The 24040-nt window shown below is 51.0% G+C and carries 21 protein-coding genes; 2 read left to right on the top strand and 19 right to left on the bottom strand.

The annotated features are described in order from the left end of the window. Position 1: 1 nt before the first annotated feature. The 6 genes from ACFVYJ_RS09750 to ACFVYJ_RS09725 all read right to left on the bottom strand — a co-directional run bounded on the left by ACFVYJ_RS09750 (position 2) and on the right by ACFVYJ_RS09725 (position 6004). Positions 2-319, bottom strand: coding sequence for a DUF6482 family protein (locus ACFVYJ_RS09750; protein WP_419415223.1), 318 nt, complete (start codon positions 317-319; stop codon positions 2-4). A gap of 205 nt (positions 320-524) precedes the next feature. Continuing rightward, complete coding sequence (locus ACFVYJ_RS09745; protein WP_419415224.1) at positions 525-659, bottom strand: hypothetical protein; 135 nt, start codon at positions 657-659, stop codon at positions 525-527. Between the two features lie 45 nt (positions 660-704). Further along, a complete protein-coding gene (ptsP, locus tag ACFVYJ_RS09740) occupies positions 705-2936 on the bottom strand; it encodes a phosphoenolpyruvate--protein phosphotransferase (RefSeq protein WP_419415225.1) in 2232 nt (743 codons plus the stop codon). Between the two features lie 22 nt (positions 2937-2958). Then, positions 2959-3432: a GNAT family N-acetyltransferase gene (locus ACFVYJ_RS09735; protein WP_419415226.1), complete on the bottom strand. Its 474-nt coding sequence runs from the start codon at positions 3430-3432 to the stop codon at positions 2959-2961. Further along, positions 3429-4889, bottom strand: coding sequence for a RimK family protein (locus ACFVYJ_RS09730; protein ID WP_419415227.1), 1461 nt, complete (start codon positions 4887-4889; stop codon positions 3429-3431). Before ACFVYJ_RS09730 ends, ACFVYJ_RS09735 begins: the two co-directional genes overlap by 4 nt. After that, complete coding sequence (locus tag ACFVYJ_RS09725; RefSeq protein WP_419415228.1) at positions 4889-6004, bottom strand: hypothetical protein; 1116 nt, start codon at positions 6002-6004, stop codon at positions 4889-4891. Before ACFVYJ_RS09725 ends, ACFVYJ_RS09730 begins: the two co-directional genes overlap by 1 nt. Before the next feature lie 228 nt (positions 6005-6232). Between ACFVYJ_RS09725 and ACFVYJ_RS09720 the strand changes: the two genes are divergently transcribed. Further along, positions 6233-6442, top strand: a complete 210-nt coding sequence (locus ACFVYJ_RS09720; protein WP_419415229.1) for a putative motility protein — start codon at positions 6233-6235, stop codon at positions 6440-6442. A 17-nt stretch (positions 6443-6459) separates the two neighbouring features. Here ACFVYJ_RS09720 and ACFVYJ_RS09715 read toward each other — a convergent pair whose 3' ends face one another. From ACFVYJ_RS09715 to ACFVYJ_RS09665, 11 genes are all read right to left on the bottom strand, one after another. Continuing rightward, positions 6460-8808: a DNA polymerase II gene (locus tag ACFVYJ_RS09715; protein WP_419415230.1), complete on the bottom strand. Its 2349-nt coding sequence runs from the start codon at positions 8806-8808 to the stop codon at positions 6460-6462. Then, positions 8801-9802, bottom strand: a complete 1002-nt coding sequence (mvaD, locus tag ACFVYJ_RS09710; RefSeq protein ID WP_419415231.1) for a diphosphomevalonate decarboxylase — start codon at positions 9800-9802, stop codon at positions 8801-8803. Before mvaD ends, ACFVYJ_RS09715 begins: the two co-directional genes overlap by 8 nt. Continuing rightward, positions 9789-10715, bottom strand: coding sequence for a mevalonate kinase family protein (locus tag ACFVYJ_RS09705; RefSeq protein ID WP_419415232.1), 927 nt, complete (start codon positions 10713-10715; stop codon positions 9789-9791). Before ACFVYJ_RS09705 ends, mvaD begins: the two co-directional genes overlap by 14 nt. Continuing rightward, positions 10702-11685: a mevalonate kinase family protein gene (locus ACFVYJ_RS09700; RefSeq protein ID WP_419415233.1), complete on the bottom strand. Its 984-nt coding sequence runs from the start codon at positions 11683-11685 to the stop codon at positions 10702-10704. Before ACFVYJ_RS09700 ends, ACFVYJ_RS09705 begins: the two co-directional genes overlap by 14 nt. After that, positions 11685-12851: a hydroxymethylglutaryl-CoA synthase gene (locus ACFVYJ_RS09695; RefSeq protein WP_419415234.1), complete on the bottom strand. Its 1167-nt coding sequence runs from the start codon at positions 12849-12851 to the stop codon at positions 11685-11687. Before ACFVYJ_RS09695 ends, ACFVYJ_RS09700 begins: the two co-directional genes overlap by 1 nt. Positions 12852-12867: 16 nt before the next feature. Next, positions 12868-13896 (bottom strand): type 2 isopentenyl-diphosphate Delta-isomerase, encoded by a 1029-nt coding sequence (fni, locus tag ACFVYJ_RS09690; protein WP_419415235.1) that lies wholly within the window; start codon positions 13894-13896, stop codon positions 12868-12870. Next, positions 13896-14930, bottom strand: a complete 1035-nt coding sequence (locus ACFVYJ_RS09685) for a 3-hydroxy-3-methylglutaryl-CoA reductase (protein WP_419415236.1) — start codon at positions 14928-14930, stop codon at positions 13896-13898. Before ACFVYJ_RS09685 ends, fni begins: the two co-directional genes overlap by 1 nt. A 111-nt stretch (positions 14931-15041) precedes the next feature. Further along, positions 15042-16373 (bottom strand): TolC family outer membrane protein, encoded by a 1332-nt coding sequence (locus ACFVYJ_RS09680; protein ID WP_419415237.1) that lies wholly within the window; start codon positions 16371-16373, stop codon positions 15042-15044. 55 nt (positions 16374-16428) lie between these two features. Beyond that, positions 16429-17058, bottom strand: a complete 630-nt coding sequence (locus ACFVYJ_RS09675) for a response regulator transcription factor (protein WP_419415238.1) — start codon at positions 17056-17058, stop codon at positions 16429-16431. Positions 17059-17142: 84 nt separating this feature from the next. Beyond that, complete coding sequence (locus ACFVYJ_RS09670; protein ID WP_419415239.1) at positions 17143-18462, bottom strand: HlyD family type I secretion periplasmic adaptor subunit; 1320 nt, start codon at positions 18460-18462, stop codon at positions 17143-17145. Between the two features lie 9 nt (positions 18463-18471). Further along, positions 18472-20592, bottom strand: coding sequence for a type I secretion system permease/ATPase (locus tag ACFVYJ_RS09665; RefSeq protein ID WP_419415240.1), 2121 nt, complete (start codon positions 20590-20592; stop codon positions 18472-18474). A gap of 106 nt (positions 20593-20698) precedes the next feature. Here ACFVYJ_RS09665 and ACFVYJ_RS09660 point away from each other — a divergent pair, with 106 nt between their 5' ends. Further along, positions 20699-21061, top strand: coding sequence for a hypothetical protein (locus ACFVYJ_RS09660; RefSeq protein ID WP_419415241.1), 363 nt, complete (start codon positions 20699-20701; stop codon positions 21059-21061). Here ACFVYJ_RS09660 and ACFVYJ_RS09655 read toward each other — a convergent pair. Further along, the gene (locus tag ACFVYJ_RS09655) at positions 21058-22620 is read right to left on the bottom strand and encodes a tetratricopeptide repeat protein (RefSeq protein ID WP_419415242.1); all 1563 of its coding nucleotides are present in this window, start codon (positions 22618-22620) and stop codon (positions 21058-21060) included. The genes ACFVYJ_RS09660 and ACFVYJ_RS09655 overlap by 4 nt on opposite strands. Positions 22621-22752: 132 nt before the next feature. Then, positions 22753-23979: an argininosuccinate synthase gene (locus ACFVYJ_RS09650; RefSeq protein WP_419415243.1), complete on the bottom strand. Its 1227-nt coding sequence runs from the start codon at positions 23977-23979 to the stop codon at positions 22753-22755. Between the last annotated feature and the right edge of the window lie 61 nt (positions 23980-24040).

The following is a 24040-nucleotide window of genomic DNA, read 5'->3' as shown; positions in this document are numbered from 1 at the left end:
CTTAGTGCATGGATACCTTAACCTGGCGCCAACATAAATCGGTTTCCATAGCATCATTAAACATAGGCACTGGCTGACCAACCATTTCATCGTAAGCCGAAGCCGGCCGTTGCAAAAGATAGTGTTCCACTTCCAGTAACTGGAACAACTCCTTCACCTGCAGCAAATTATGGCAACGAAAGGGTTGCTGGCCCTGATAGAGCAAGTGACGTTTACCACCAACAGTGACACTGACCTGATAGATCATCGAGTCTATTGAATGCACCGTAACCCGTTCAATCGGTTGTAAACCAGGCAGGTCAGAGAATTGTAGTTTCATAGTTGTTTCACTCAGCGCAGGCAATTCATCCCCCCGGTAAAACCGGACACTGTTCTATACGTGAATGAAAGAGCATCTGATCAAAATTCGACAGTAACAGCATGCGCTGCTGCAATCTTAGAAGGGACAATCACTGTTGCCGGGATGGATTAACGGTCACAATTGTTCAATATTTGGTCAAGCTCAAACGCTTCAATCCGCTCAATCACCCGCCCAGGCCAACATTGCCCGGATCCTGCTGAGCCATACTATCAGCAATCGCATCACTATCGCCCACAGCCAGCAGCATAGCCAAGGCCGTCAGATTGCCTGAGTCGGTATTTTTTTTATTCGGCGCCATGCCTGCGGTTCGTCTGCCGTAATCGACAACACAACCGCAATAGGCTCAGTGAATAACTTCCCTGAGCTCCAGCCGGTCGAACTCCTTGTTTACCTTCTGACGGATACGCTCAACGTTATCCACCTTCATCACCCGCTTTAGCAGTGCCTCTGCTTCAGCTATGGATAATGAGCGGATCAGCCATTTTATCTGCGGCAGCTTGGCCGCACTCATACTGAGTTTACGCACCCCCATCCCCAGCAGTAAAACAACTGCCACTGGATCGGCGGCCATCTCGCCACAGACACTAAGCGGCAGGTCATAGCGTTTTGCCGTGTTCACCACCCGTTTAATCTCATGCAGCACTGCCGGATGTACGTGATCGTAGCGCGGAGCGACTCTACTATTATTCCTATCTAACGACAGAAGGTATTGGCTCAGGTCATTAGAGCCGATGGAAACAAAATCGATCTTTTTGTGCCAGAAGTGCAGTTGGGCAATCGCGGCGGGAACCTCAATCATCACACCGATTTTAGGCCGCTTGACCGCTAACCCCTCTTCCTGCAACTGGGCACAAGCATCATCCAATAACTGGATAAAGCTATCCAATTCAACGGTGGAGCTGACCATTGGCAACAGAATATGCAGCTGTTCATGACCCGAGAAGGCACGGATCATCGCCCTGACCTGGGTCATCAGCAACTGGATATTATCCAGGGTGAAACGTATACCCCGCCAACCCAGTGCCGGATTCGCTTCGTTCGTAATTGGGAAGTAAGGTAACTGTTTATCGCCCCCCACATCCAAGGTGCGCATATAGACAGGTTTATCATGGTAGGCTTCGGCTACCTTGCGGTATACCTGCACCTGCTCCTCTTCCGTGGGGAAGCTATCCCGCACCATAAACGGAATCTCGGTACGATACAGGCCCACCCCTTCTGCGCCACTGTTTAAGCCAGGGGTAATATCAGCCAGCAAGCCGGTATTGGTGAGCAACTGCACATAATGTTCATCGCGCGTAATGGCTGGCAGGTCACGTAACTGATCCAGCTTGGCAACCAGTTTCTTCTCCCGCCGCAAGATACGACGGTATTCCGCCGCCACCACCCGGGTGGGATTAAAGATAAGGTGACCTTCATTGCCATCAACAATTACCAACCCCCCGGAGTGAATACCTTTAAGCTCGCCGACACCCATGACTGCGGGTACACCCACAGCATTCGCCAGGACAGCCGTATGAGACAGGCTGGAACCTTCAAAACAGATTACCCCAGCCAGCAGTTCCGGAGGCACCGAGGCTATCGCAGAGACACTGACATGTGGCGCGATCAGCACCACAGGTTCAGTAAAGTTAGATTGCTCTACGCTGCCACCACGCCAAGCACGATAGAGCTTGTTACCTAGATGCTGAATATCTTCGTGACGGGCCCGCAAATATGGGTCATCCATGGCCCGGAACAACTCGGTAAAATAGTTTACCGTTAAACGCAGTGCCCCGGGCAACCAGTGACCGGCCTGAATCTCTTTCACCACTCTGTCAGTAAACGAGCGATCTTCCAGCAGCATCTGATAAGTATCGAAAATAGACGCAACACTATCAGACAGTTCATCACCCAGAGCCGCACGCTCATCATCAATTTCACTGCAAACCTCAACCAGGAGGTTGCGCCATTGCTGCAGCGAAACGTCAATATCGTCACAACTGGCATCCGCTATCTGTGACAGCTCATCGGAATCACACAGCACTACCCGGCCAATACCTACCCCAGGAGCACCACGAATACCACTGGCACGCAGATTCTTTTCTGAATGACTGCTATTGCTGGGCAGATTAGAGACGATAAATGCCAGTTGTGAAGCCAGGGTCAACAACATGGCTTCACTTTCATCACTGAAAGGTTCAGCCAACACACTTTGGACGACCAGCGCGCCGATGACTTTGCCACTGCGAACCAACGGCACGCCACAGTAGCTTTTATAGCGTTCCTCATGGGAACCCTGCACATAATAAAAATCGGGATGACTGGCAGCATCACCCAGATTGATCGGATGCCGGGTCTGCGCTACCTTGCCGACCAGACCTTTCCCAGCGGGAATGGTTACCCGTCCGGTGATATCCAGGCCATGACTGGCCAGAAGTTGCATCTCTTGCTGATCATTAATGCGATAGAGACTACAAACATCGGCACCGGTATATTCGCTGATGGAGTCAACAATCAGACGGACCTGCTCCTCGGGCGACTCCACCATCGCCACAGCCTGCACTATACGTGTCAGTTCCAGTACCAGATTTTTCATGCCTTGATTTAGCCTGTTCTCTCTACTCGGAAGGGTGTGGCACCTCCAGATTCAGCTGCATTCTTACGGCCGCTTCTCCATCTGCATAATACTGTGCCAAACGACTGACCGGTGAGAAACCCAAACGCCGGTATAGGGTCTGTGCCCTCTGATCTCCGGCTCTCACTTCCAGTCTCACAACAGCATACTGTAGTGACCGCAAATAACCCAGTGCAAATCGAAGCAACTGTTGAGCAACGTTTTGACCACGATAAACAGGAGCCACAGCCACCGAATAAATCCGTGCCGGGCGTGGACTTTTTGGCACTAACACCAGCAGATAACCGACAATTTGCTCACCAACCTCAGCAACCAGGGTCACGGCACTGGCACGACTGATCAGATAACGCATTTGCCGGGGCTTAATCTGATCGGTAACAAAGCTGAGATTTTCGATCTCCAGTAACCGCGCAGCATCAGCTGGCGTAGCCCGGCGCAGTGTCACCGGCAAGTTCACCGCCCACGCTGCTCTAGACGGCGGGCAAACTCGTGCATAATCTGCATATACAGTTCATTGCCCAGATAACGGTCCTCAACCCGATGATCAATGCTGGGGTTATCATTGACCTCAATCACATACACCTGATTGTCTTTCTGTTTCAGGTCGACCCCATAGATGCCTTGCCCGATCATTGCTGCAGCTTTAATCGCAGCATCCAGCACCCGGCGCGGCACCTCAAAAGTCGCTAGGGTCTCAAAGCCACCTGAAGTGGTGCTGTGATCGCCATGGTTATAGATCTGCCAATGGTTACGTGCCATATGATAACGACAGGCATAGATAGGCCGTCCATTCAGGATGCCAATACGCCAGTCAAACTCGGTAAAAAGATACTCCTGCACCAGCAATAAGGCCGTATCCTTTAACAACGACTGGGCACGCTGCCGCAATGCATCACGGTTATCGACCTTGAAGACACCTTTTGAAAACGAACTTTCCGGCAGTTTTAATACCAGCGGATAATTGAATTCAGCCTCGATCAGATCCAAGGACGCATCACTGCTATCGCCAACCACCCGGGTTTTCAATGAAGGCACACCGTTATAGCTGAACGCATCGTGCAGAAATACCTTGTTGCAGCAGCGCAGAATGGAGGTGGAATCATCCATCACTACCAGCCCTTCCCGCTCGGCACGCCGGGCCAGACGATAGGTATGGTGATCGATGGCCGTAGTCTCACGGATAAACAATGCATCAAACTGGCTGATATGAGGCATATCCTGAGCGGTGACAGGTTGCGCATGAATACCCACTTTGGCAGCTGCTTTTATAAACAGCTTGATAGCCTCTTTGTCACTGGGCGGAAACGTCTCTTCCGGATCCACCAGAATTGCCATATCCCAGCGCAGCCGCTTTTTCGCCGCTGGCCCTTTCCAGCTTTGTGCCGTATACAGTTTCAACCGCAGCATAAACTGCTGTTGTGCCGCCTGATCAAGCTCAGTAATTGCCAGACGCCGTAACTGCAACTGCAAACCCTCAGCCTGCCGTTTTACCAACAGGTGCAGCAGTGGTGCGGGATAATTATCAAACAGTTGGCAGGCCAATTTCTGCCACGCTTCCACGGCAGTCCAGCCAAAATAAATGTTCAGTTCTAGTGTGTCACCAACGGCCAATGCCTGACGTAATGCTTCGGCATGCCCTACACTAAGCCCACTCAGGTCGGCCTGGGACAGATCACGCAGGTCGTTGATACAACTCACATTCGGCAACACCCGATGCTGACGCGCTTCGGCCAACAGCGAGCAGTAATACCCACGACTTAGGTAATGCGCGGTATCACATAGGTTGATGATTCGGGTACGGGGCTCATTTTTTTGCGGATAATCCGTCAGATAGTGATCAAACCCGATCACATTGAGGTCCCGATATTCAGCCAGCAGATCTTCATGATCTACCACCACCAGCGTCTTAAGCATTAGAGTTCCTTATCCGTCAGCGCCAGGCCGGACAATGTCGCCAATACCTGAATAAATGCGGCCACAGAATTCAGCGGCGCTGTTTCGGACATGGTGTGGTACCCCGAAGTGGGAATCTGCAACGTAGTGCCATCCACCAGACCACCGGATGCCGCAATAATACGGCCCATCTCAGTAGACCCCAACGAACCCGGCTCTTCACCTTTAGCGATAAGTTGTGTATTGCGAGCTTCAACCCACTGGTCCTTAAACTGGTAGCGGTAACCCAATGCATCACAAGCGCTCACCAATTTGGCTGTCAATGCCGGATTAAACACGGCATTAGCATCACGATTACGCAGTACCAGATGTTGTTGACTGGCACTCTCTTGATCAGGATAGGGGCTGGTATCCACCACAATGAGCTGGTTGGTGCTGCTACCAAAGCGCCGAAACCACTCCAGCAGATATCGCCAGCTTTTACCGGCTTCTTCCTGCGCAGTGAAAAACACCGTTCCCTGAAAACCCAGTTCAAACAGGTAGACCAGTACAGCGACAGTCAGCACGTTATCCAGTTGCGCCACCAGGCTATTCTCATCAACCTTTAGCCGGTCCGTAAAAGCCACAGGGGTTCCAGCCTCCAGGTGCTCCAAGCCCTTAAGAATAAAAATCAGGTTATTACGGTATTCACAGATGTACGCCTTATCCACTTCGCCGCGACCACGATAAGCGCCTGACCAGGGTTCGTAGGCAAACACTGTTTCCGATGAGAAACGATCGACAATTTTTTTCATTAACTGCTCATCGACTGAGTTACCCAGCAGGTCGGAACGGGCGCCAGCAACAAAAGCGGCATACTGGAACTCATTGGGTCCGGTACAAATCAAACCATGGCGATCTGAGTGAGCAGAAAACATCATGCTGTACGGATCATTGCCCTGAGCGACAAGCACCCCTTCGTACCAAGTGACATTGGCACCCCGCAATTCCAGCTCACGCTGCAAAACCCGGAAAAAAGAGTGCTCTGCCCCCACCACACTGGGCGTGTGAATTAATAGAGACAATAAGCTGAGAAATGAAGATGGCAGTAGTGACGAAGCGCCTTCATCAACGCAATGAGGTGTATCAGGTTTCATAGGCCGCAATCCATTCGAGGGTGGGTGCTTGCCCGCTCAGAAACTGATTGTCTGGGCACCTGAACCTTGTAATTAAAGATTGCTAAATAGCACCGAATGACCTACCTCGCAATAAAAAAAATCATCTGATGCAAAAAAAACACCGGCTTAAAACGGCTGTTAGGTTTTTACAATAAAGTCAGGCGAAAACAGGCCGACAACCCGTTTACCTAAACAGAGGAAATAGCAATGGAAGTCTCCGGCATCGCCAACCTGGCTACCGCCATGAGCCAGCAGGCCGTTCAAACCGAGCTGGCGGTAAAGTCTGTCGACATGGCAAACGATATGATTGAAGCCCAGGGCGAAATGATGTTGCAGCTGTTGCAGGTTGCGGGCCAGACCCAATTGAGTCTTGACCCCTTAAGCAGCCTGGGCACTCAGATCGACGTGATGGCCTGAAGACCATCGTTCTATCGCTAAAACAGCGCTCTCTGCGGCGTGATCAAGGTATCAAAATCCACCCCTAAGAACTGCAGAATACTCTCCGCCACCGGACGAATCTGTTTCTCGATATAGTGCTGGTAATCCAATGGTGATTGCCGAAACTCAACAGGTTCCGGGCCATTGACTGTCATCAAATACGCGATCCGGCTACCGGGATGGAATGGACTGGACTGTCCCCGTCTGAGATACACCTGCTCTGCCTTAAGCGCCGCCTGGACCTGTGGTGGACGGTTTTTACGATAATCTGACAACGACTGGCGTAGACGCTTGCGATACACCAACGCCTCATCCATTTGACCCGCCATCACCTGAGACACCGTATGCTGAATCAGCGGTAACCAGGGTTCATCATGAAAAATTTTCTGGTACAGCTGTTCCTGAAACTGGCGCGCCAGCGGAGTCCAGTCACTGCGTACATTTTCCAGACCACGGAAAATCAGTGTTTCTTCGCCCTCTCGGCTGATTTTCAAACCCGCATAACGTTTTTTGCTGCCCTTTTCCGAATGTCGGATAGTCGGCATCATAAAGCGCCGATAATGGGTTTCGTACTCAATTTCAAGACAGCTTTCCAGACCAAAACGCTGCTTCAGGTTATCACGCCACCAGCGATTCAAATACGCGGCCATGGCTTCCCCTTTGGCAGTTGCATCGGCCTGCGGATAATCATCCCCTAACCAAACAAACACTGAGTCGGTATCACCGTAGATCACCTTAACGCCAAACTCTTGCTCAATACACTCGCGGGTTTTCAACAAAATCTCATGCCCGCGCAGCGTAATTGAGCTGGATAAACGCTCATCGTAGAAGCGACAAAGATTCGAACCCAATACTCCATAAAAGGCGTTCATAATGATTTTTATCGCCTGCGACAGAGGTTGGTTCTGTTTTTGTTTGGCCCGGTCCCGTGCCTGCCAAAGGCCCGAGATCAGTGCTGGCAGAATATGTTTGCTACGGGAGAAAATGGCATGGTTAAAACCCGGCAGCAGATCATCAGCTACAGCCCCGGTTTTAAGGCCTTCGGCCAGGCTTAATGGGTCGATACAGAAGGTACGGATAATACTGGGATACAGGCTTTTGAAGTCCAGCACCAACACCTGCCGATACAAACCCGGAACTGAGTCCATGACATAGCCACCGGGGGCACCCAGTCCCGACATGCCGGACGCATAAGGGGGCGCAACATAACCGGCGCGATGCAGACGCGGCAGATACTGGTTATCAAATGCAGTGGCTGACCCCCCAACACGATCCAACGCCAGTCCGGTCAGTCGCGCCCGCTCCACCAGATAATCAAGCAGTTCAGCCTTGGCGAAGATATCCAGCACTAACCGGCAGTCTTCCAGGTTGTAGCGTGCCAGCGCCGGTTTATCTTCCCGATACAAGCGTTGAATTTCTTCACCACGGTCGGCGGGATGGTCAATTAACTTGCCTCGCTGCAACAGCGTGTTGGCGACAAAGTCCAGAGCAAAGCTCTCAAACTGCCAGGTAGCGCCACGTAAGGTATCGATACCATCCAATACCACGCGGCCAGCGATTCGCACCCAGCTATTGCCTTCCCCCTCAGGACTCATCTGCATGGCAGAGCCGTCTCGCCCCAGTGCCAGGGGAATGCCGAGCTGCCGTGCCCGACGCAACAACACACGACAATCAAACTGGATGACATTCCAGCCAATGAGCAAATCCGGGTCATAGCGGTTGATCTGTTGCAGTAAGGCCCTGATCAGGCTGGATTCATCTCTGACATAAATCACCGTCGTATCAGAGTGGCCTGCTCCCACAACCCAAACCCGTTGCAGATCTTCAGCATAAAGCGCCGCTGACAATATCCGGTCAGCGTTTAAGGTCGTTTCAAGGTCGATTGATAGCACCCGAAACACAGGCACAACCTCACAGGGAGCCAGCTTTAAGCCGCCATTTTCATCGTGCCGCCAATGAACACCGCCCTGAATAAATCGCTCCATCAGGTAACGATCTACCGGCCGGATATCCTCTTCCATGACAGCAATACCAGCGTCCTCTAGTCGGCTGATAACGTTGCGGCTTAGTGACAGTGCATTGCAATACAGCGCCATGACCGGCTGTTGCTGTAAGTCATGTAGCTCCACATCAGCCAGGTGCCAGCCTGACAAAGGCTGTAATAATTGCTTAATCTGATTTGCAGCGGATGCATGGACAAAAAAAACATTCGATTGATGCGTGAGCGTCAGGGACTGAGCTCCAGCCGAGGTCTGCAACCAATAGGTAAAACAGATGCCTTGCTGGCTATCACGCTGCTGCCGGGTCAGTAGAAATCCGGTTTGAAGCGCGGCGGCATCAGTCAAACGGAGTCACGATGTCCGGAGCCTGTAACTCCGGAAACGCCTGACGGACCAATTCAATATCGCTGCTTTGAAACAACAGTTTCAGGTTTGGGCCTGCATCCATGGTGAGGTAAATTTCAGTGCCCGCGGCCCGCAGCTGCCAAACACGCTGCATCGCGGCCACAGACTCGGGTTGCCAATACAAGAGTGGTGGCCAAGCGGCGATCATAGTGGCATGCATGGACAATGCATTTTGTTCTGCGGTTTCTCCCAAGCGGGTGAAATTGCGCTGATAAATCGCCTGTTTTAGGGTTTTCAGGTCCTGTTCGGCCTGTTGCGGCCAGGACTGGTACAGCGGTGCAGTCTCCAGCGTACGCTGCATACCCGCACGGGAATCCACTGTTTTTTCTGCCGTACAGACTTTCAGTAATCCGATACAGAAACCAGGCCAACTCTGTGGCAGCGGTTCAGCAAAACTGTCCATCCCATCGGGTTGCTGCCCTTTGTGCCATTCAACAAAACCGTCAAACATTGAGCGGCTGGCGCTGCCACTGCCCATCCGTGCAAAAGCTGATAACTGCTCTGGATTCAGCTGCAGCTGATAAAACTCATTCAGCGCCAACATAAGCGCTGCAAAACCTGACGCTGAAGATGCCAGCCCGGCAGCGGTCGGGATATTATTTACCGTTTCTACCATCACCGACTGTTGCAGGTCGCGCCGAAACAGACCGATAAACTCCAACACTTTGCGACTAAAATTCGTATCGAGTTCCAGTCGCTGGCCATTGAGCCAGACCTGGTCGTGACCATCCGCCGGAGTGATCCTGGTCTGGCTGCCCAGGCTTCCCAATGAAATTGATAACGATGCATTGACCGGCAGGTTGAGTTCGCGATCGCGTTTACCCCAGTATTTGCACAAAGCGATATTACTGGGCGCAAAGGCGTCTGCCTGCTTACCCGGTTGCGGAGAGTTTGGCAGCACCTGCGCGACTACCGTGGCTTTAGATAAACTCAATGCTCACTCCCTGCCGGGACACGGCAATCGGAATCTGCTCATAACCAGTTAACTCAGGGGCAGCGCCCAGCGTCACTACACAGTCTCCCAAACCAGAACCGGATATCTTCACCCCCAGAACCTCAGGAAAACCTCGTAAGCGATAGATCATATCGCTCAGGGTTGCATCATTGACCCCAAGAGCATCCAACAGTCCCTGATATAGATTCATGGTGCGCCCGACCACTGCCCACTGCGCTGACTGGATAGCAGCAATACTCTGCTGACTTGTTTCGCCCATCAAGCGATACAGCTGTTTATACAGCACCGGGCATTGCGCTGACTGATGTTCCACCGCGCGCAGAACCTCTGGTGTCGGGGTTTTATATCCGGCGTAATACAGCCCCAATTGCGGTGCTGCCGCCAGGGGCACAATTTCACGAGGCGCAAAGCGATAGGCCACCAGGCCACCGTAAATACTGGCCACCAGATCGGTGCCGGAGCCCCTGCCCTGTTGCACCTCATGAACCGCAGCGAGGGCTCGATCAAATAACTCAACGGGCTCCAATGACAAGCCTGCATAGGCATGCAGAGCAGCCACCGTGCCGGCAGTAACCGCTGCGGATGAACCCAGACCTACAGTATGAGAAAACTCGGACTCGATTTTCAGCGTAAAACCAGCAGGGAGCTCAGACTGTACCTGGCGGATCGCCGCCATGACAAAGCTTAGCGACGCATGCGGCGCAAGTTGCTCCAAACAGGTCTGGTGTTGCCCCAGCGCAGAATCCACCTGCACCAACCGGTCAGACCGGGGGGTGAGGGTAATATGAATATATTTATCTACCGCGCAAGCAACCGCCTGCTCGCCAAACAAAATGGCATGTTCACCCAGCAGCATAATACTGCCTGGCACACTCAACTTAATCGTCTGCACACCAAGCCCCCCGAGCGGACTGCTGCAATACCACTGGCCTGATACCTGTGACCGCTTCACAAGTGTTTATTGATACATCTTCAGGCAAAAAAACCAGTACCTGGCCTGCCTGATCACCCCGGTGGGCACCGGCGCCACTGACTTTAGCTGCACCACCAAGATTTTCAATCTGTTGGATAAGTGCCGCCACCCGGTCAGGTACCACACCGATCTGTTGTAACAGGCGATGGTTGTCACGGATCAAACCGATCACTTTGTCGACACGGAGCCAATTCTGTTCAATCTGATCCGTCAGATCAGCAAACTCGTTCCATATATGACTCTCTGCATAGCGCAGCCTGACCTGTTCTACTACGTCTCCGGTAGAGCAGTCCGGACGTCCAGTGTCCATGCGGCACCAACCCGAGCCAAGCGGCAGTGATACGGCGGACACTCTGTCATTCTGCACTTTAACAGCACCACCAAAGGTTACCGTAGCGGCATCCAGCAAACTGCCCCTGCCATGCTGCAACCGTTCACAAAATCGAACCTGCTGCATAAATGCACATCGCTCCAATAACCGGGCTGGGGTACATTGCAACATGGCGGCAATCACCGCTGCCGATGAGCCGAGACCCGCGCCGGTTGGAATACTGCTGTTAAGCGTAAAACATCCGCCGGTTGGCGGATAAAGCGACAAAATGTAGAACAACAGTTCGATCGGCTGGCCCAGCACCTCACTCATACTCAGCTGGCCATCGAGGAATTGCTGATATGCCTGATCCAGTTGCATACGCCAACCAGACAGGCTGGATAAGGCGATACTGGTTTCAGCAAACACAGGACTTAGGAAGGTCAGTTGTTCAGAACAAGGCGCTGGGGTAAAACTCACCTCGACCCGTTCTTGAACAGCCATTGCCAGCGCAGGTGCTCCGTAAACGACTGAGTGCTCACCACTCAGAATCAGCTTGCCGGGGGCCTGCGCTTTCATTAGCAGATGACGTATTCCCGCTTATGTCCGCTGATGGCAGCCAAGCGAAAACGTCCGGTGGTACCTTGGGGGATATCATGATGCTCGCCATCCCGTGGGTCGGGATAACGGTACAGAGACAGGTATTCGTCATAGCTGACGGATTGCCGGGTCTCCAGCATATTCTTGTGCACCAGTGTATGTAGACAGTGTTCATAACCGACAACCACAGTGCCAGCAAAGAATTCGGCGACACATCCAGAGCCATAACTGAAAAAACCGATTCTCTTACCCGCCAGATTCTGCTTACAGTTCTCAAGTAACGAACTGAGCCCGATATACATGGACGCGGTATAACTGTTGCCGATCAGACGATTGTAATACAGGGTATCTTCGATCTGCTGCTCCAACTGATCAGGGTTCAAGCCACACTTGTTCAGTTTCGCCAGGTGTTTATGGGCTTTTTCTGCCATACGACTAAACGGAAGGTGATAGCAGAAATGAGAAAAATCGGAAAACGCTAAAGAACTGGCTTCGACAAAATTTTCCCAGGCTTTTTTCAGCGATTTGAGATACACCTTGGTGGAATACTTACCATCTACCAGCGCGGTATTACGGTAATTTGGCCGCCAGAAATCCATCACATCTTCCGTGTGATTACCCACTTCCGGGGCAATTTCAATCAACCGGGGGTTGGCGCTGATCAACATGGCAACGGCACCCGCACCCTGAGTGGCTTCACCCGCAGTATCGAGATCATAACGGGCCACATCAGAAGCAATTACCATAACCTGCTTATCAGGCTGGCGGGTTACCAGAGCACAGGCCATCTGAATCGCTGCCGTAGCACTGTAGCAAGCCTGTTTGAGTTCCACGACACGACAGTTAGCATTTAAGCCGAGCAGCCGGTGGACATAAATTCCTGCGGCTTTGGACTGATCTATACCGGTCTCAGTTGCAAATAGCAGGGTGGAGATTGCTCCACTACCGACCCGCTCAACCAAAGGCTGAGCGGCATTGGCAGCCATGGTAACAATATCTTCATCAGGCGCGGGCATGGACATTTTTTCCTGGCCGATCCCCTGATAATACTTCTCGGATTCTGTCTGTTGGACCTCAGCGAGCGTCCTTAAATCCAAGTAATAATTGGGTGTATAGAAACTGATTTCGTCAATACCGACAGACATTCTTGGATCTCAATCCTCAGTACTTATCTAACACAAGCGTCCGGTTATTGAACAAAGTTTTGATATCCGGAACACCCAACAGGAACATAGCGGTGGTGAATTGTTGATGTAATTTTTCAATCTCTACCACCACTGCATCGGCGGATTTCATCGCCGGTTGCAGGAATGGGGCCGCCATGCCACACAAAGAGGCGCCGAGTATAACAGATTTCACCATGTCGATCCCATCTCTTAACCCGCCACTTGCGACTATGGTGGCACGATCAAGAAACACTGCAGATTGCTGCAGGGCCACAGGAGTTGGCACTCCCCAATCCTGAAATTTGAGTCCCAGATCATCACCACTGCCCGCCCGGTGATGTTCTATACGGCTCCAGGAAGTACCGCCGGCACCGGCCACGTCAAAGTGACGGACGCCGGCCTTTAATCCCAGTTCAATATCCGGTGCAGTGAGGCCACAGCCGACTTCTTTCAGTAGCACGGGCACTGACAATTGTCCGGCAATAGCCGCAATTTTGTCTGCCAGCCCGGAGAAATCCGTATCTCCTTCCGGCTGCACAGCTTCCTGTAGCGGATTCAAATGCAGATACAAACCATCAGCCTGCAGACAGTCCACGGCTGCCTGAGCTTCTACGATGCCCATGCCATAGTTCAACTGTACGGCGCCCATATTGGCCAGCAGCGGGATATCCGGAGCAAATTTACGTAATTCAAAGCTGTTACGAGCGGCGGGATGAGTGAACATCACCCGTTGCGACCCAACCGCTAAGGCAACCCCGCAACGCTGCGCTGCTTCTGCCAAATTACGATTAATCCGGGCCACCAAATCATGATCACCGCCCGTCATGGATGAGATCAACAAAGGAAAACTCAGGGGGCGACCTAAAAATTCAGTGCGGGTATCAATAGCTGACAGCGCCAATTCTGGCAATGCCCGATGCTGCAGCTGAATCTGATCAAAATAGGCAGCCTGGCGATCGGTATCCGGATCATCACCAATAATACGGATATGCTCGACTTTTCGATTATTGGTCGGATCAGACATCACCGCTCCAGTTTCAGATGTGCTTCCATCAGCTCACCAGGGTTGGTCTGAGCTGCCAGTAGCGATAGCTCACCACACAGCACAGTTGCAGCACAGATTGCTGCAAGACGGCGGGCATTTTCTCCCGGCTCACGACTCTCTTTACACCCCAGCGCGCTGAGATTTTCTTCCACAAAGCCCAAGCCTTTACCGTTACCAACCGAACCAACTATCAGGTTAGGCAGTGTACAGGAGAAATATAGGTCACCTTCACGAACTTCGGCATGTACCACGCCCTGTGAACCTTCAATAATATTGGCGGCATCCTGGCCGGTAGCAAGATAGAAAGCTAACAGCATATTGGCATAGTGTGCATTCGCACTGCGCAAACCACCAGCGATCATCGTACCAATCAGGTTCTTTTTAATATTGAGGTCAACCACTTTTTCCGGCGTGGTTTTCAGGCGCCTCTCACATAGTTCACGGGAAATCGTGATTTCACTGATAACATATTTACCCCGGCCCAGAATGCCATTAACCGCTGTGGCTTTTTTATCAGAGCAATAGTTACCGGAAATAGAACAATATGTTAACTGCGGGTACTCGGTAAGTATCCATGGAATCAGTTTATCCGCCGCATTAGTGACCATGTTGTGGCCTGAAGCATCACCCGTGGTGAACTCCAACCGCAAATACATCAGGTTGGCCACTATCTGGCTATGCATATCAATTAGCCGTGCAAAACGACTGCTCTGAGCAACCACTTGATTCATATCGTCCAGACGGGTCACCAGGCTATGCAACGCAGCCACAGCGGCAGGGGCGTCAGCTGCCTCCAGCAAAATCGAACGTGTCATACGCTCATCCACTACCGTGGTTTTGATACCCTCAGTCAAACATGATACCCGGGCACCCCGGCCAACAGAGTGCCATAACGGTGTCTCGTAAGTAGCCAGAGGAACACTGAGCTTTTCCTGCAGCACTGGGCCGCAGATGTTAATCGGCCCCACACTACGCATGGGTACTGGAGCCTGAGTGATTTTGTGTGTTTTCATCGGCGGTGCGCCAGCAGGAGTAAAGAAAAAAGGGCTGCCTAAGGCAACCCTTTTTTATAACAACAGGTTGGCAGGGATTCTATAGAACCCCCTACCGGTAATGCAACCCGCTTAACCCTGTTCCTGCTCTGGTTTTACATTACCCAGGTTAGGTTCAGGCAAGACTAGCTGCATAGTATCCAGCAACTGCCCCATACCATTCAGCAAACGATACTGGGCGATCATGTGATCGTACAGTGCATTGGTCAGGTCGTTTTTCGCAGAAAATACTTCATTCTCGGTATCCAGCAAATCAAGCAAAGAGCGCTGGCCGATATTGAATTGTTTCTGGTAGGAATTACGGGTCTGCTCACTGGCCACAACGTGCTGCTGCAGATAAGGGATCTGGCGCGCCAGAATCTCCTGTGCATTCCAGGACAACTCAACACTCTGTACTACCTGACGGTGGGTATCTGCAGATATCGATTTTGCTGCTTCGATCTGGTGCTGGGTTTGACGAACACGAGCACGGTCAGCGCCACCGTTGTACATGTTGTAGCGCAGGCGCAACATGGCAACAAAGTCTTCGTTGATGCCATCAACACCATCAATATCATTATTCCAGGTACGGTCTACTTCGAGGTGCAAACGCGGAGCCCAGCGGGCACGAGAAGCCTCATACTGAGCGACTGCCGCCATAGTATCTGCTTCTGCCACACCCAGCGTTGGATGGTTTTCCAACGCATACTTAACCGCACCTTCTCTGGTTTCAGGCAAGCTAACGTCCAGTTTAGGCATCATAAATTCGCCTTCTGGCAGCTGACCTGTAATACGCTGGTAAGTTGCCTGCGCATCAACAAGATTATTCTCAGCCGCCAAAACATTTACTTCAGCCAGTGCTAAACGACCTTCAGCCTGCTGAATTGATGCCAGCGCGCCCAGGCCTGACTCCGACCGACGTTTAATCTGGTCGTAGATACGGACATGACTAAATAAGGTCTCTTTGGCCTGCTGCAGCAGCTCTTGGCGGCGCATGACTTCTAGATAAGCACGACTGGCTTCAAGCGCATAACGCTCAGCAGTTTCGACTACACGCTGATCAGCAGAATCAGCACGAGCGGTCTGACGTTCTACTTCCTGTTTGGTGGCAAAACCATCAAACAGCATCTGACGCAGACTAAGACTGGCTTCCTTCCGGTGTAGCTCGACGTTATCAAAACCATTGGCACGGGTAGTTGTATTGTTAGTTTTTTCCCAACCAACGCCACCAGCAAAATCTAAAGTAGGCAGGTATCCGGCACGCGCTTGCACGACTTCCTGATAAACAGCATTGCGCGAACTCAGTGCACTTTGGACTTCCGGGTTGGTATTCAATCCCTGAATTACAACGTCCTCAAGTGTTGCCGCTATGGAGGATGCTGACATTGTTGCCAGAATGGCAGCCAACACTAGATTTTTTTTCATATTCCTTCCCTTGTATTGTTGTTCAAGGCCACTTCCGAAGTTTAGCTCAATTTTATTACAATTTTCCACTTAACAGTAAAACTAATGAAACACGGTCTGACATCCCCGTTTTACTGAAGATCGAACTCAAGTGTGCTTTAACAGTACGCTCGGTAATATCTAATGTTCTGGCAATTTCTTTGTTACTCATACCTTTAGATAATTCCGACAATACATCCTGCTCCCGTTCACTAAGATCTTTTAGCCGTTCATCAGGTGCCGGGGTATACGAATTTAAAACAGCTGGGCGGTGTAACAGTTTCTGTACAAGTTTCTGTAACACTTCCGGGCCGGCCCAGATTTCATCTCTGCTTACCGTACTGATGATCTGTTGCTGAATTACCGGCGTAACAAAAGTGTTGGTATAGCCACTGAAACCATCCTGCAAACATTGCATGCCACGGTCATCATCAGGCACATCATCGCCGGCAACCAATTTCAATGCTGGCGTTTTGTGGAGAATCGCTACCAGTTGCTGGTATTCATCTGCCGAGATGGAACTAATATGCACAAACACCACGGCGGGATCAGCTATGACAGCAGACTGCAGTGTGTTCAGCGCTATAATCTCTGGATTCTGAACGGCCAGTGACGCGCTCCAGCGGGCCAAAACCTTGACCCGATGGCCAAACAGAAATACCTGCATGTGTGTGTTTCATCCTTAAAAAGAGACGCAATAAACGGCTTTTTTCACCGGTCATTACAACATAAATCTAAACAGATAGATCTGTTATCGTTCAGTCAAAGCTTTATCTTTAGCTTTCAGAATCGGTTTTAACAAGTAATCCATAACGGATTTTTTACCCGTCAGGATATCAACACTTACCGTCATGCCCGCAATCAACGGCAGCGAGGTTTTATCATTGCCGATATAGGAGTTCTTAGTTTCCAGACGCGCCAGATAATAACTCTCATCCTGCTCGTCAAGAATAGTACTCGGGCTGACAAAGACCACTTTTGCATCAACACCGCCATAAATTGAGAAATCATAGGCACTGACTTTAATTCGTGCGGTTTGTCCAGGCTGAATATTGGCGATATCAGAGGGCTTGATGCGCGCCTCAACCAATAACTTATCTTCCCAGGGAATAATGTTCAGCAGTTCATCCCCCGGCTGCACAACACCATCAATGGTATTCACAAACAACTGCTTCACTGTACCTGTCACCGGTGCCCGTACTTCGGCCCTGCTGATACGGTCACTCATACCCGTTAGCATTTCATTGATCCGCGAGATTTCGGCATTCACTTCGTTCAACTCCCGGCGTGCCTCATTCCGAAACTGCAGCTCAATTTCATCACGCTTTTCCCGCGTTTCAGACAAAGTGGACTGAATACGGGGGATATCCAATCTTACCCGGTTTAACTCGCCCTTTAAGTCATTCAACTGCCGCCGCAGCCTGAGGTATTCAACTTCGGAAACCACACCCTCATCCACCAGCGGACGGGTGATATTCATCTCCTGCTGCAGTAACTGAGTACTGCGCGTCAATTGCGACTCCTGCGCACGAGCACCTTTTAGCTCCTGATTGCGCTGGGTAATCTTTTGTTCCAGACCAGCGACCGCAGCTCGCTGTTCCTGAGCGCGGCTCACATACAGCGACTCTTCCTGTCCCAACATATCCAGAAACTCATCGGGGTAACCGCTAGGGGTTTTAAATTCTCCACCGAAAGACTCTGAGCGTAGCCGCACCGACTTTGCAATCAATTCATATTTACGAACCTGGTTTTCCTTGAAACTACTGGCAAATCGCACATCATCGATGCGTAGCAATATCTGACCTTTTTGCACCACGTCCCCTTCGCGTACCAAAATTTCAGAGACTGCACCGCCCTCAAGGGTTTCTACCTGCTGCAGTTGACTGGACGGTATGATTTCACCATCCCCTCGGGTAATTTCATCCAACTGAGCCAAGTTAGCCCAGACGATGGCTATTACAATAAATGCTGCACAGATCCAGATCAGCCACTTTGCCCCACGGGGTGTTTGCTCCAGCATCGCTTCGCTGACACTGGACATGAATTTCAGATCGTCGCTGTTCGGTTTCATAATTTGCTCCTAGCGCCGGATCTGCAAGCGGCCGGACTTCAATGCTTCCAGCACACTGTCTTTTGGCCCATCTGCCACAACCCGTCCCTGATCCAACACAATAATGCGCCCGACCAACGGCAACAGTGACATCTTATGGGTAACCACCAGCATGGTGGTTTCAGCTGGCAGACTAAGTAAAGATTTTTTAACCTGCTCTTCTGAGGTGTTATCCATCGACGCGGTTGGCTCGTCCAGTATCAAGATCTTCGGTTCATGAATTAACGCCCTGGCAATAGCAACCGCCTGACGCTGGCCACCCGACAAACGCGCCCCTCGCTCGCCCACCTGCATGTCATACCCCTGAGGGTGGGTATTCACAAACTCACTGACACCCGATAGCTCAGCAGCCTTAAGCAACACCGAGTCCAGTACATAAGGCGAACCTTTGACAATATTTTCCCGCAGCGTACCGGCAAATAACATCACATCCTGCGGCACATAACCGACATTTCGACGCAGGTCGACCGGATCAATCTGTTTAACATCCACCCCATCTAGCCGAATGGAGCCGTCTTTAGCCTGGTACAGTCCCATGAGCAATTTTTCGATGGTGGTTTTACCAGAGCCAATCCGGCCAATCAGCGCCACGCGCTCACCAGGCTGGACCTTAAATGAAACATGTTCCAGCGCTTTCTGCTCGGCTTCTGGGTAGGCAAAGCTGACATCACGAAATTCAACCTTGCCCGCCAGATGTTCGCGGTTAACAAACTCCTGCCCCTCTTCACGCTCGACTGGCAGCGCCATAATCGCATTCAGTGATTTCAACGCCGTTGACGCCTGGTGTAGACCGATAACCAAGTTGGCGACCTGAGACATCGGGGCCAGCGCCCGACCCGATAAAATAACGCAGGCAATCAATGCCCCCATCGTCATTTCACGTTCACTGATCAGGTAGACACCGCCAACTACGATACCCACAGACGTCAGTTGCTGCATAAAACCGGCAAAATTGACCACAGAGGCTGACAGCACCCGAGAACGCAGACCCCATTTGGCGATATAGCCGCTGGCTTGCTCCCATTTTAATTGCATGGAAGAGGCGACCCGTTGCGTCTTCACAGTCTCCATCGCCGTTAAGCTTTCGACCAGCGTCGAATTTTTCTGCGCAGTAGAAGCAAAGGTTTTTTCTACTGCCTGCTTTAAACGACCTTTGGCAATCAAGGCATAGATAATAATCAACGGAATCGCCACCACCGGAACAACCACCAGCGGACCACCAATATAAGCAATCACCAGTAAAAACAGGAACGCAAACGGCAGGTCAATCAGAATGGTATTGGACGTGGAATAGAGAAAATTTCTCAGACTATCAAATTCACGCAAGTTGCTGGCAAATGAGCCGACGGATGCCGGCAGGGCTTCAAAGCGCAGCGACATCACTTTTTCAAAGATAATCGAGGACATCATTACGTCCCCTTTTTTGGCAGCTACTTCAATAAAGTAAGCCCGCAGCATTTTCAAAAGAAAATCAAACAAGTAAATAATAAAGACACCGGCTGCCAGCACCCAGAGCGTTTCCAGAGCATCATTCGGCACCACCCGGTCATACACGTTCATCACAAACAGCGGATTAGCTAACACAAACAGATTAATCAGGAATGAGGCGAGCAGCACATCTCGATAGATTGCTGAAGAGTATTTAATACTGCCCCAGAACCAGTGACCCTTATGCCCTTCCAGCAAGCGGGTCATCTGTTTTTGGAACTGGTACTCGAGGCGAACAAAAATTGCATACCCCAGATAACGCGCTTCCAACTCAGCGATGCTGCAGGTATGACTGCCACCACTCTCCGGCTGATACAGCACCGCCTCATCCTGGCCTATATCGATACTGAGCAACACACAAGCATCGGCATTGTCCAGCAGCAACACCGCAGGTAGCACCAAGGGAGAGATTTTACGCAAGGAACGCTGACGCACAGCGGCAGAAAAACCGGCATTTTTAGCGGCGCGAATAAATAACTTCGGGGTCAGCTTGCCATCTTCCAGTGGCAGACCATCACACAACACTTCGGCAGACAGCGGCCGGTGATTCTGCTCTGTCAGGTGTACCAGACAACCAAGCAGCGGATCGTGGTTTACATCCATTAAATTACCTTACCGAATAAACGTAGTCGCGCTTGACCTGGTGCGACCGTGACAGGATACTGACGATATACACATAAACTAAACTGAATTACTCTAACAAACCAATATGTTATACGCCATCCGTAACGCTGCAGGCCATATCATTAGCCTGTCAGAAGCTCAGCAGTCGAACTCAGAGCCTGTTGCTCTGCAAGATGAAGAAGTGCTGCGCTTTCTGGCCATCGGCAATGACGCCATAAATAACGGTGACTTCCTGGAAAATTCGGATGCTGCCATCGCTCGAATTCTGGAAGACCTTATCGATGTTCTGATCACAAAAAACATGATTATGTTCACCGACCTTCCCGAACCTGCCCAGAAAAAACTGTTGGGCCGCAAGCTTGTGCGTAACCTGCAAAATCCAGATCAACCCGCCGACACCCCGGCCGACGCCAGCTCCTTCCTGATTGAAGAAGACGACAACTTTTAAGTGTTAGCGCTTAATTCTGGCAAAAGTTGAGCGCATCGTTCAGAAAATCGCGTATAACGGGATTGCTGGGACCGGGTTAGTGCCGCGAAATTGATTCCGCGCATGATGTCCGCGCAGGCAAGTAATAATGGCAGCGCATTGTGCGGATCCTGTTTAACCAGTTCCAAAGATGCCTGTACACGGTTTAAAGCAATACTCATATGAGTCGGCAAAGTCTGCTGAGCAGCACTGAAACACTCATACGCCAGCTTCACATCACCCTTTTTGAATGCAGCCATGCCCTTCAGGTTATGTCTGCCCCAGGGCAGTTCCAACATCCATTTATTGACTTCCCGTCGCCGCTCCTGAAACCCGGCTGCCAATTCAGTATCCTGTACCGCGTCAGCCATCAACTCCATCCGCTCACACTGTTCTGACTGCGGTAACGACTGGTACAAACGCCAGGCATCCTGCAAAATTTGTAACTGGCGCTGCTCATTACCGGACTCCCGGTAAAATACCGATGCCATCAGTTTTGCAATAAACTTTACTTCAAGTGTCTCAAACTCCATCCCGACACGTTCAAGCAGCTCTACCATGTCTCGCTCAGCCTGCCCCTGACCATTACATAAGCCCAATGCTCGTGCACAGCCAAAGTACCATTCAGGAGTCTGAAAAACCGAATGCTTAGCGTACTGAATAGCCTCCTGATAGGCAGTGACCGATAAAGGATATTGGCCGGCCTGAAATGCCAGATCTGCCAGCTCGGCCTGCAGTAATGGCATACAGGGTTGCAGCATTACCGCCTTACGCAGCAGCATCACTGCCCGTTCCAGCTCGCAACTGTCGCGATAACAACGAGCCAACCATAAGTAGGCCTCAAGCGATACCTGGCCCTGATCAATTAACCGGTGGAAATAACCTGCAGCCTGCTTAAAGCGCCCCAGGTGATAGCACGCCATGCCTTTACCCACTTCCGCCCATGGCAGCTCTCTGCTCTTGGTCATGGACTCAAACAGTAATAGGGCCTGTTCATACTCCCCCTGCCCCAATAGCGCAATCGCTTTAATACGCAGCAAATACTGGTGCAGGCCGGGATACTGCCCCATCACCTGATCACATGCCTGCGGCACAGACTCAAGCTTGCCGCTGTCTATCAGTCCCTCGACCGAGGCTAAAACCTTTTTCATGCGCATCAATTTTTCGATGGCGGTCTGTAAGCGGGGAAAATCGTAAGGCTTAGCGATAAAATGGTCGGGGGAATTTTCCAACGAGCCGTGCAAAACTTCTGAGGTTTCCTGATCCACTATCAGGAAAAAGCAGCTGGTGACACTGAGGATTTTTTCATGATTGGCTTCCTGCAGCAATTGCAGGCCATTTTTCTGCCCATCGCCCATCTCATATACAGAAAACACTAAGTCAAATTGCATCTCCCGCATCAGGCTCAACGCCATATTCACCGATGATGCGGGCATAATAGAGGCAAAGCCCAACCGACTCAGACAACTCCGCAGAGTACCAAGGTCTTCATGACTGCGATCTACGATCAGGACAGATTTGCCTGTATTGCGGTTTTCCATGACTTGAACACTAACAGAGACCGACCAAAAGTAGCATAGGAATCAACTCATTAGCAAAGGCTGCGGTGTTTGAAACAGAAAAAACCCCGCACCAAAGGTAACGGGGTTTTTTTAATTCAACAGCAGCCTGAATCAGTCTTTCAGCAGATCCCGACCCTTATTGGCAGCAATACGCATACGCAGCGCATTCAGTTTGATAAATCCGGCTGCATCTTTCTGGTCGTATGAACCGGCATCGTCTTCAAACGTCGCGATATTTTCATCAAACAAACTTTCTTCTGAACGACGACCCACCACAGAAACAGCGCCTTTGTAGAGCTTGACCCGAACATCACCATTCACATAGCGCTGGGAATAATCGATCATCTGCTGCAACATTTTACGCTCATCCGACCACCAGAAGCCGTTATAAATAACCTTGGCGTAACGCGGCATCAGTTCATCTTTCAGGTGTGCGGTTTCACGATCGAGTGTCAGTGATTCAATAGCACGATGGGCTTTCAACATGATGGTGCCCCCTGGAGTCTCATAACAGCCACGAGATTTCATACCAACAAAACGGTTTTCCACAATATCCAGACGGCCAACACCATTGGCACCACCGACCTTGTTCAGGTATTCCAAAACAGTCGCCGGTGACATCTTCTCACCATTAATGGCAACAATATCACCATTGCTATAGGTCAGCTCGAGGTAAGTTGGCTCATCCGGTGCCTGCTCAGGTGCCACAGACCAACGCCACATATCTTCTTCCGCCTCAGCCCATGGGTCTTCCAGAATGCCGCCCTCATAAGAGATATGCAGCAAATTGGCATCCATAGAATAAGGAGATTTTTTCTTCTTGGAAGAAAAATCCACAGGGATATCGCGATCTTCGCAATACTGCATCAGCGTTTCACGGGAGGTCAGATCCCATTCACGCCAAGGTGCTATCACATGCACACCCGGTTTGAGCGCGTATGCACCCAGTTCAAAGCGCACCTGGTCATTACCCTTACCGGTCGCACCATGAGAGATAGCATCCGCACCCGTTTCATTGGCTATTTCAATTAGGCGTTTAGCAATCAGCGGACGGGCGATAGAAGTACCCAGCAGGTATTCGCCTTCATAAATCGTGTTGGCACGGAACATTGGGAAGACATAGTCACGCACAAACTCTTCCCGAAGATCTTCGATATAGATCTCTTTAACACCCAGCGCTTCGGCTTTGGCCCGCGCCGGTTCAACCTCTTCACCCTGACCAAGGTCAGCCGTAAAGGTCACCACTTCAGCGTTATATTCATCTTGCAGCCAGCGGACGATTACCGAAGTATCCAGTCCACCGGAATAGGCCAGAACGACCTTTTTGATATCGGACATCTCAAGCTCCAACTTGCAAAAGACACCTGTGACAGAAACTGCAACAACAGCACTCCGTCCG

Origin of the sequence: Pontibacter sp. JAM-7 (genome assembly GCF_048548695.2) — a bacterium.
Classification (GTDB): Bacteria; Pseudomonadota; Gammaproteobacteria; order Pseudomonadales; family Balneatricaceae; genus Neptuniibacter.
This window is presented reverse-complemented; position numbering and strand designations above follow the sequence as displayed.

Excerpts from the sequence above, each read along its gene's own strand:
- ACFVYJ_RS09750 (WP_419415223.1), bottom strand. The coding sequence starts at position 319 with ATGAAACTACAATTCTCTGACCTGCCTGGTTTACAACCGATTGAACGG.
- ACFVYJ_RS09670 (WP_419415239.1), bottom strand. The coding sequence starts at position 18,462 with ATGAAACCGAACAGCGACGATCTGAAATTCATGTCCAGTGTCAGCGAA.
- ACFVYJ_RS09700 (WP_419415233.1), bottom strand. The coding sequence starts at position 11,685 with ATGAAAGCGCAGGCCCCCGGCAAGCTGATTCTGAGTGGTGAGCACTCA.
- ACFVYJ_RS09695 (WP_419415234.1), bottom strand. The coding sequence starts at position 12,851 with ATGTCTGTCGGTATTGACGAAATCAGTTTCTATACACCCAATTATTAC.
- ACFVYJ_RS09720 (WP_419415229.1), top strand. The coding sequence starts at position 6,233 with ATGGAAGTCTCCGGCATCGCCAACCTGGCTACCGCCATGAGCCAGCAG.
- ACFVYJ_RS09665 (WP_419415240.1), bottom strand. The coding sequence starts at position 20,592 with ATGGATGTAAACCACGATCCGCTGCTTGGTTGTCTGGTACACCTGACA.
- ACFVYJ_RS09745 (WP_419415224.1), bottom strand. The coding sequence starts at position 659 with ATGGCGCCGAATAAAAAAAATACCGACTCAGGCAATCTGACGGCCTTG.
- ACFVYJ_RS09650 (WP_419415243.1), bottom strand. The coding sequence starts at position 23,979 with ATGTCCGATATCAAAAAGGTCGTTCTGGCCTATTCCGGTGGACTGGAT.
- ACFVYJ_RS09675 (WP_419415238.1), bottom strand. The coding sequence starts at position 17,058 with ATGCAGGTATTTCTGTTTGGCCATCGGGTCAAGGTTTTGGCCCGCTGG.
- fni (WP_419415235.1), bottom strand. The coding sequence starts at position 13,896 with ATGTCTGATCCGACCAATAATCGAAAAGTCGAGCATATCCGTATTATT.
- ACFVYJ_RS09680 (WP_419415237.1), bottom strand. The coding sequence starts at position 16,373 with ATGAAAAAAAATCTAGTGTTGGCTGCCATTCTGGCAACAATGTCAGCA.
- ACFVYJ_RS09685 (WP_419415236.1), bottom strand. The coding sequence starts at position 14,930 with ATGAAAACACACAAAATCACTCAGGCTCCAGTACCCATGCGTAGTGTG.
- ACFVYJ_RS09725 (WP_419415228.1), bottom strand. The coding sequence starts at position 6,004 with ATGAAACCTGATACACCTCATTGCGTTGATGAAGGCGCTTCGTCACTA.
- ACFVYJ_RS09655 (WP_419415242.1), bottom strand. The coding sequence starts at position 22,620 with ATGGAAAACCGCAATACAGGCAAATCTGTCCTGATCGTAGATCGCAGT.
- ACFVYJ_RS09730 (WP_419415227.1), bottom strand. The coding sequence starts at position 4,889 with ATGCTTAAGACGCTGGTGGTGGTAGATCATGAAGATCTGCTGGCTGAA.
- ACFVYJ_RS09660 (WP_419415241.1), top strand. The coding sequence starts at position 20,699 with ATGTTATACGCCATCCGTAACGCTGCAGGCCATATCATTAGCCTGTCA.
- ptsP (WP_419415225.1), bottom strand. The coding sequence starts at position 2,936 with ATGAAAAATCTGGTACTGGAACTGACACGTATAGTGCAGGCTGTGGCG.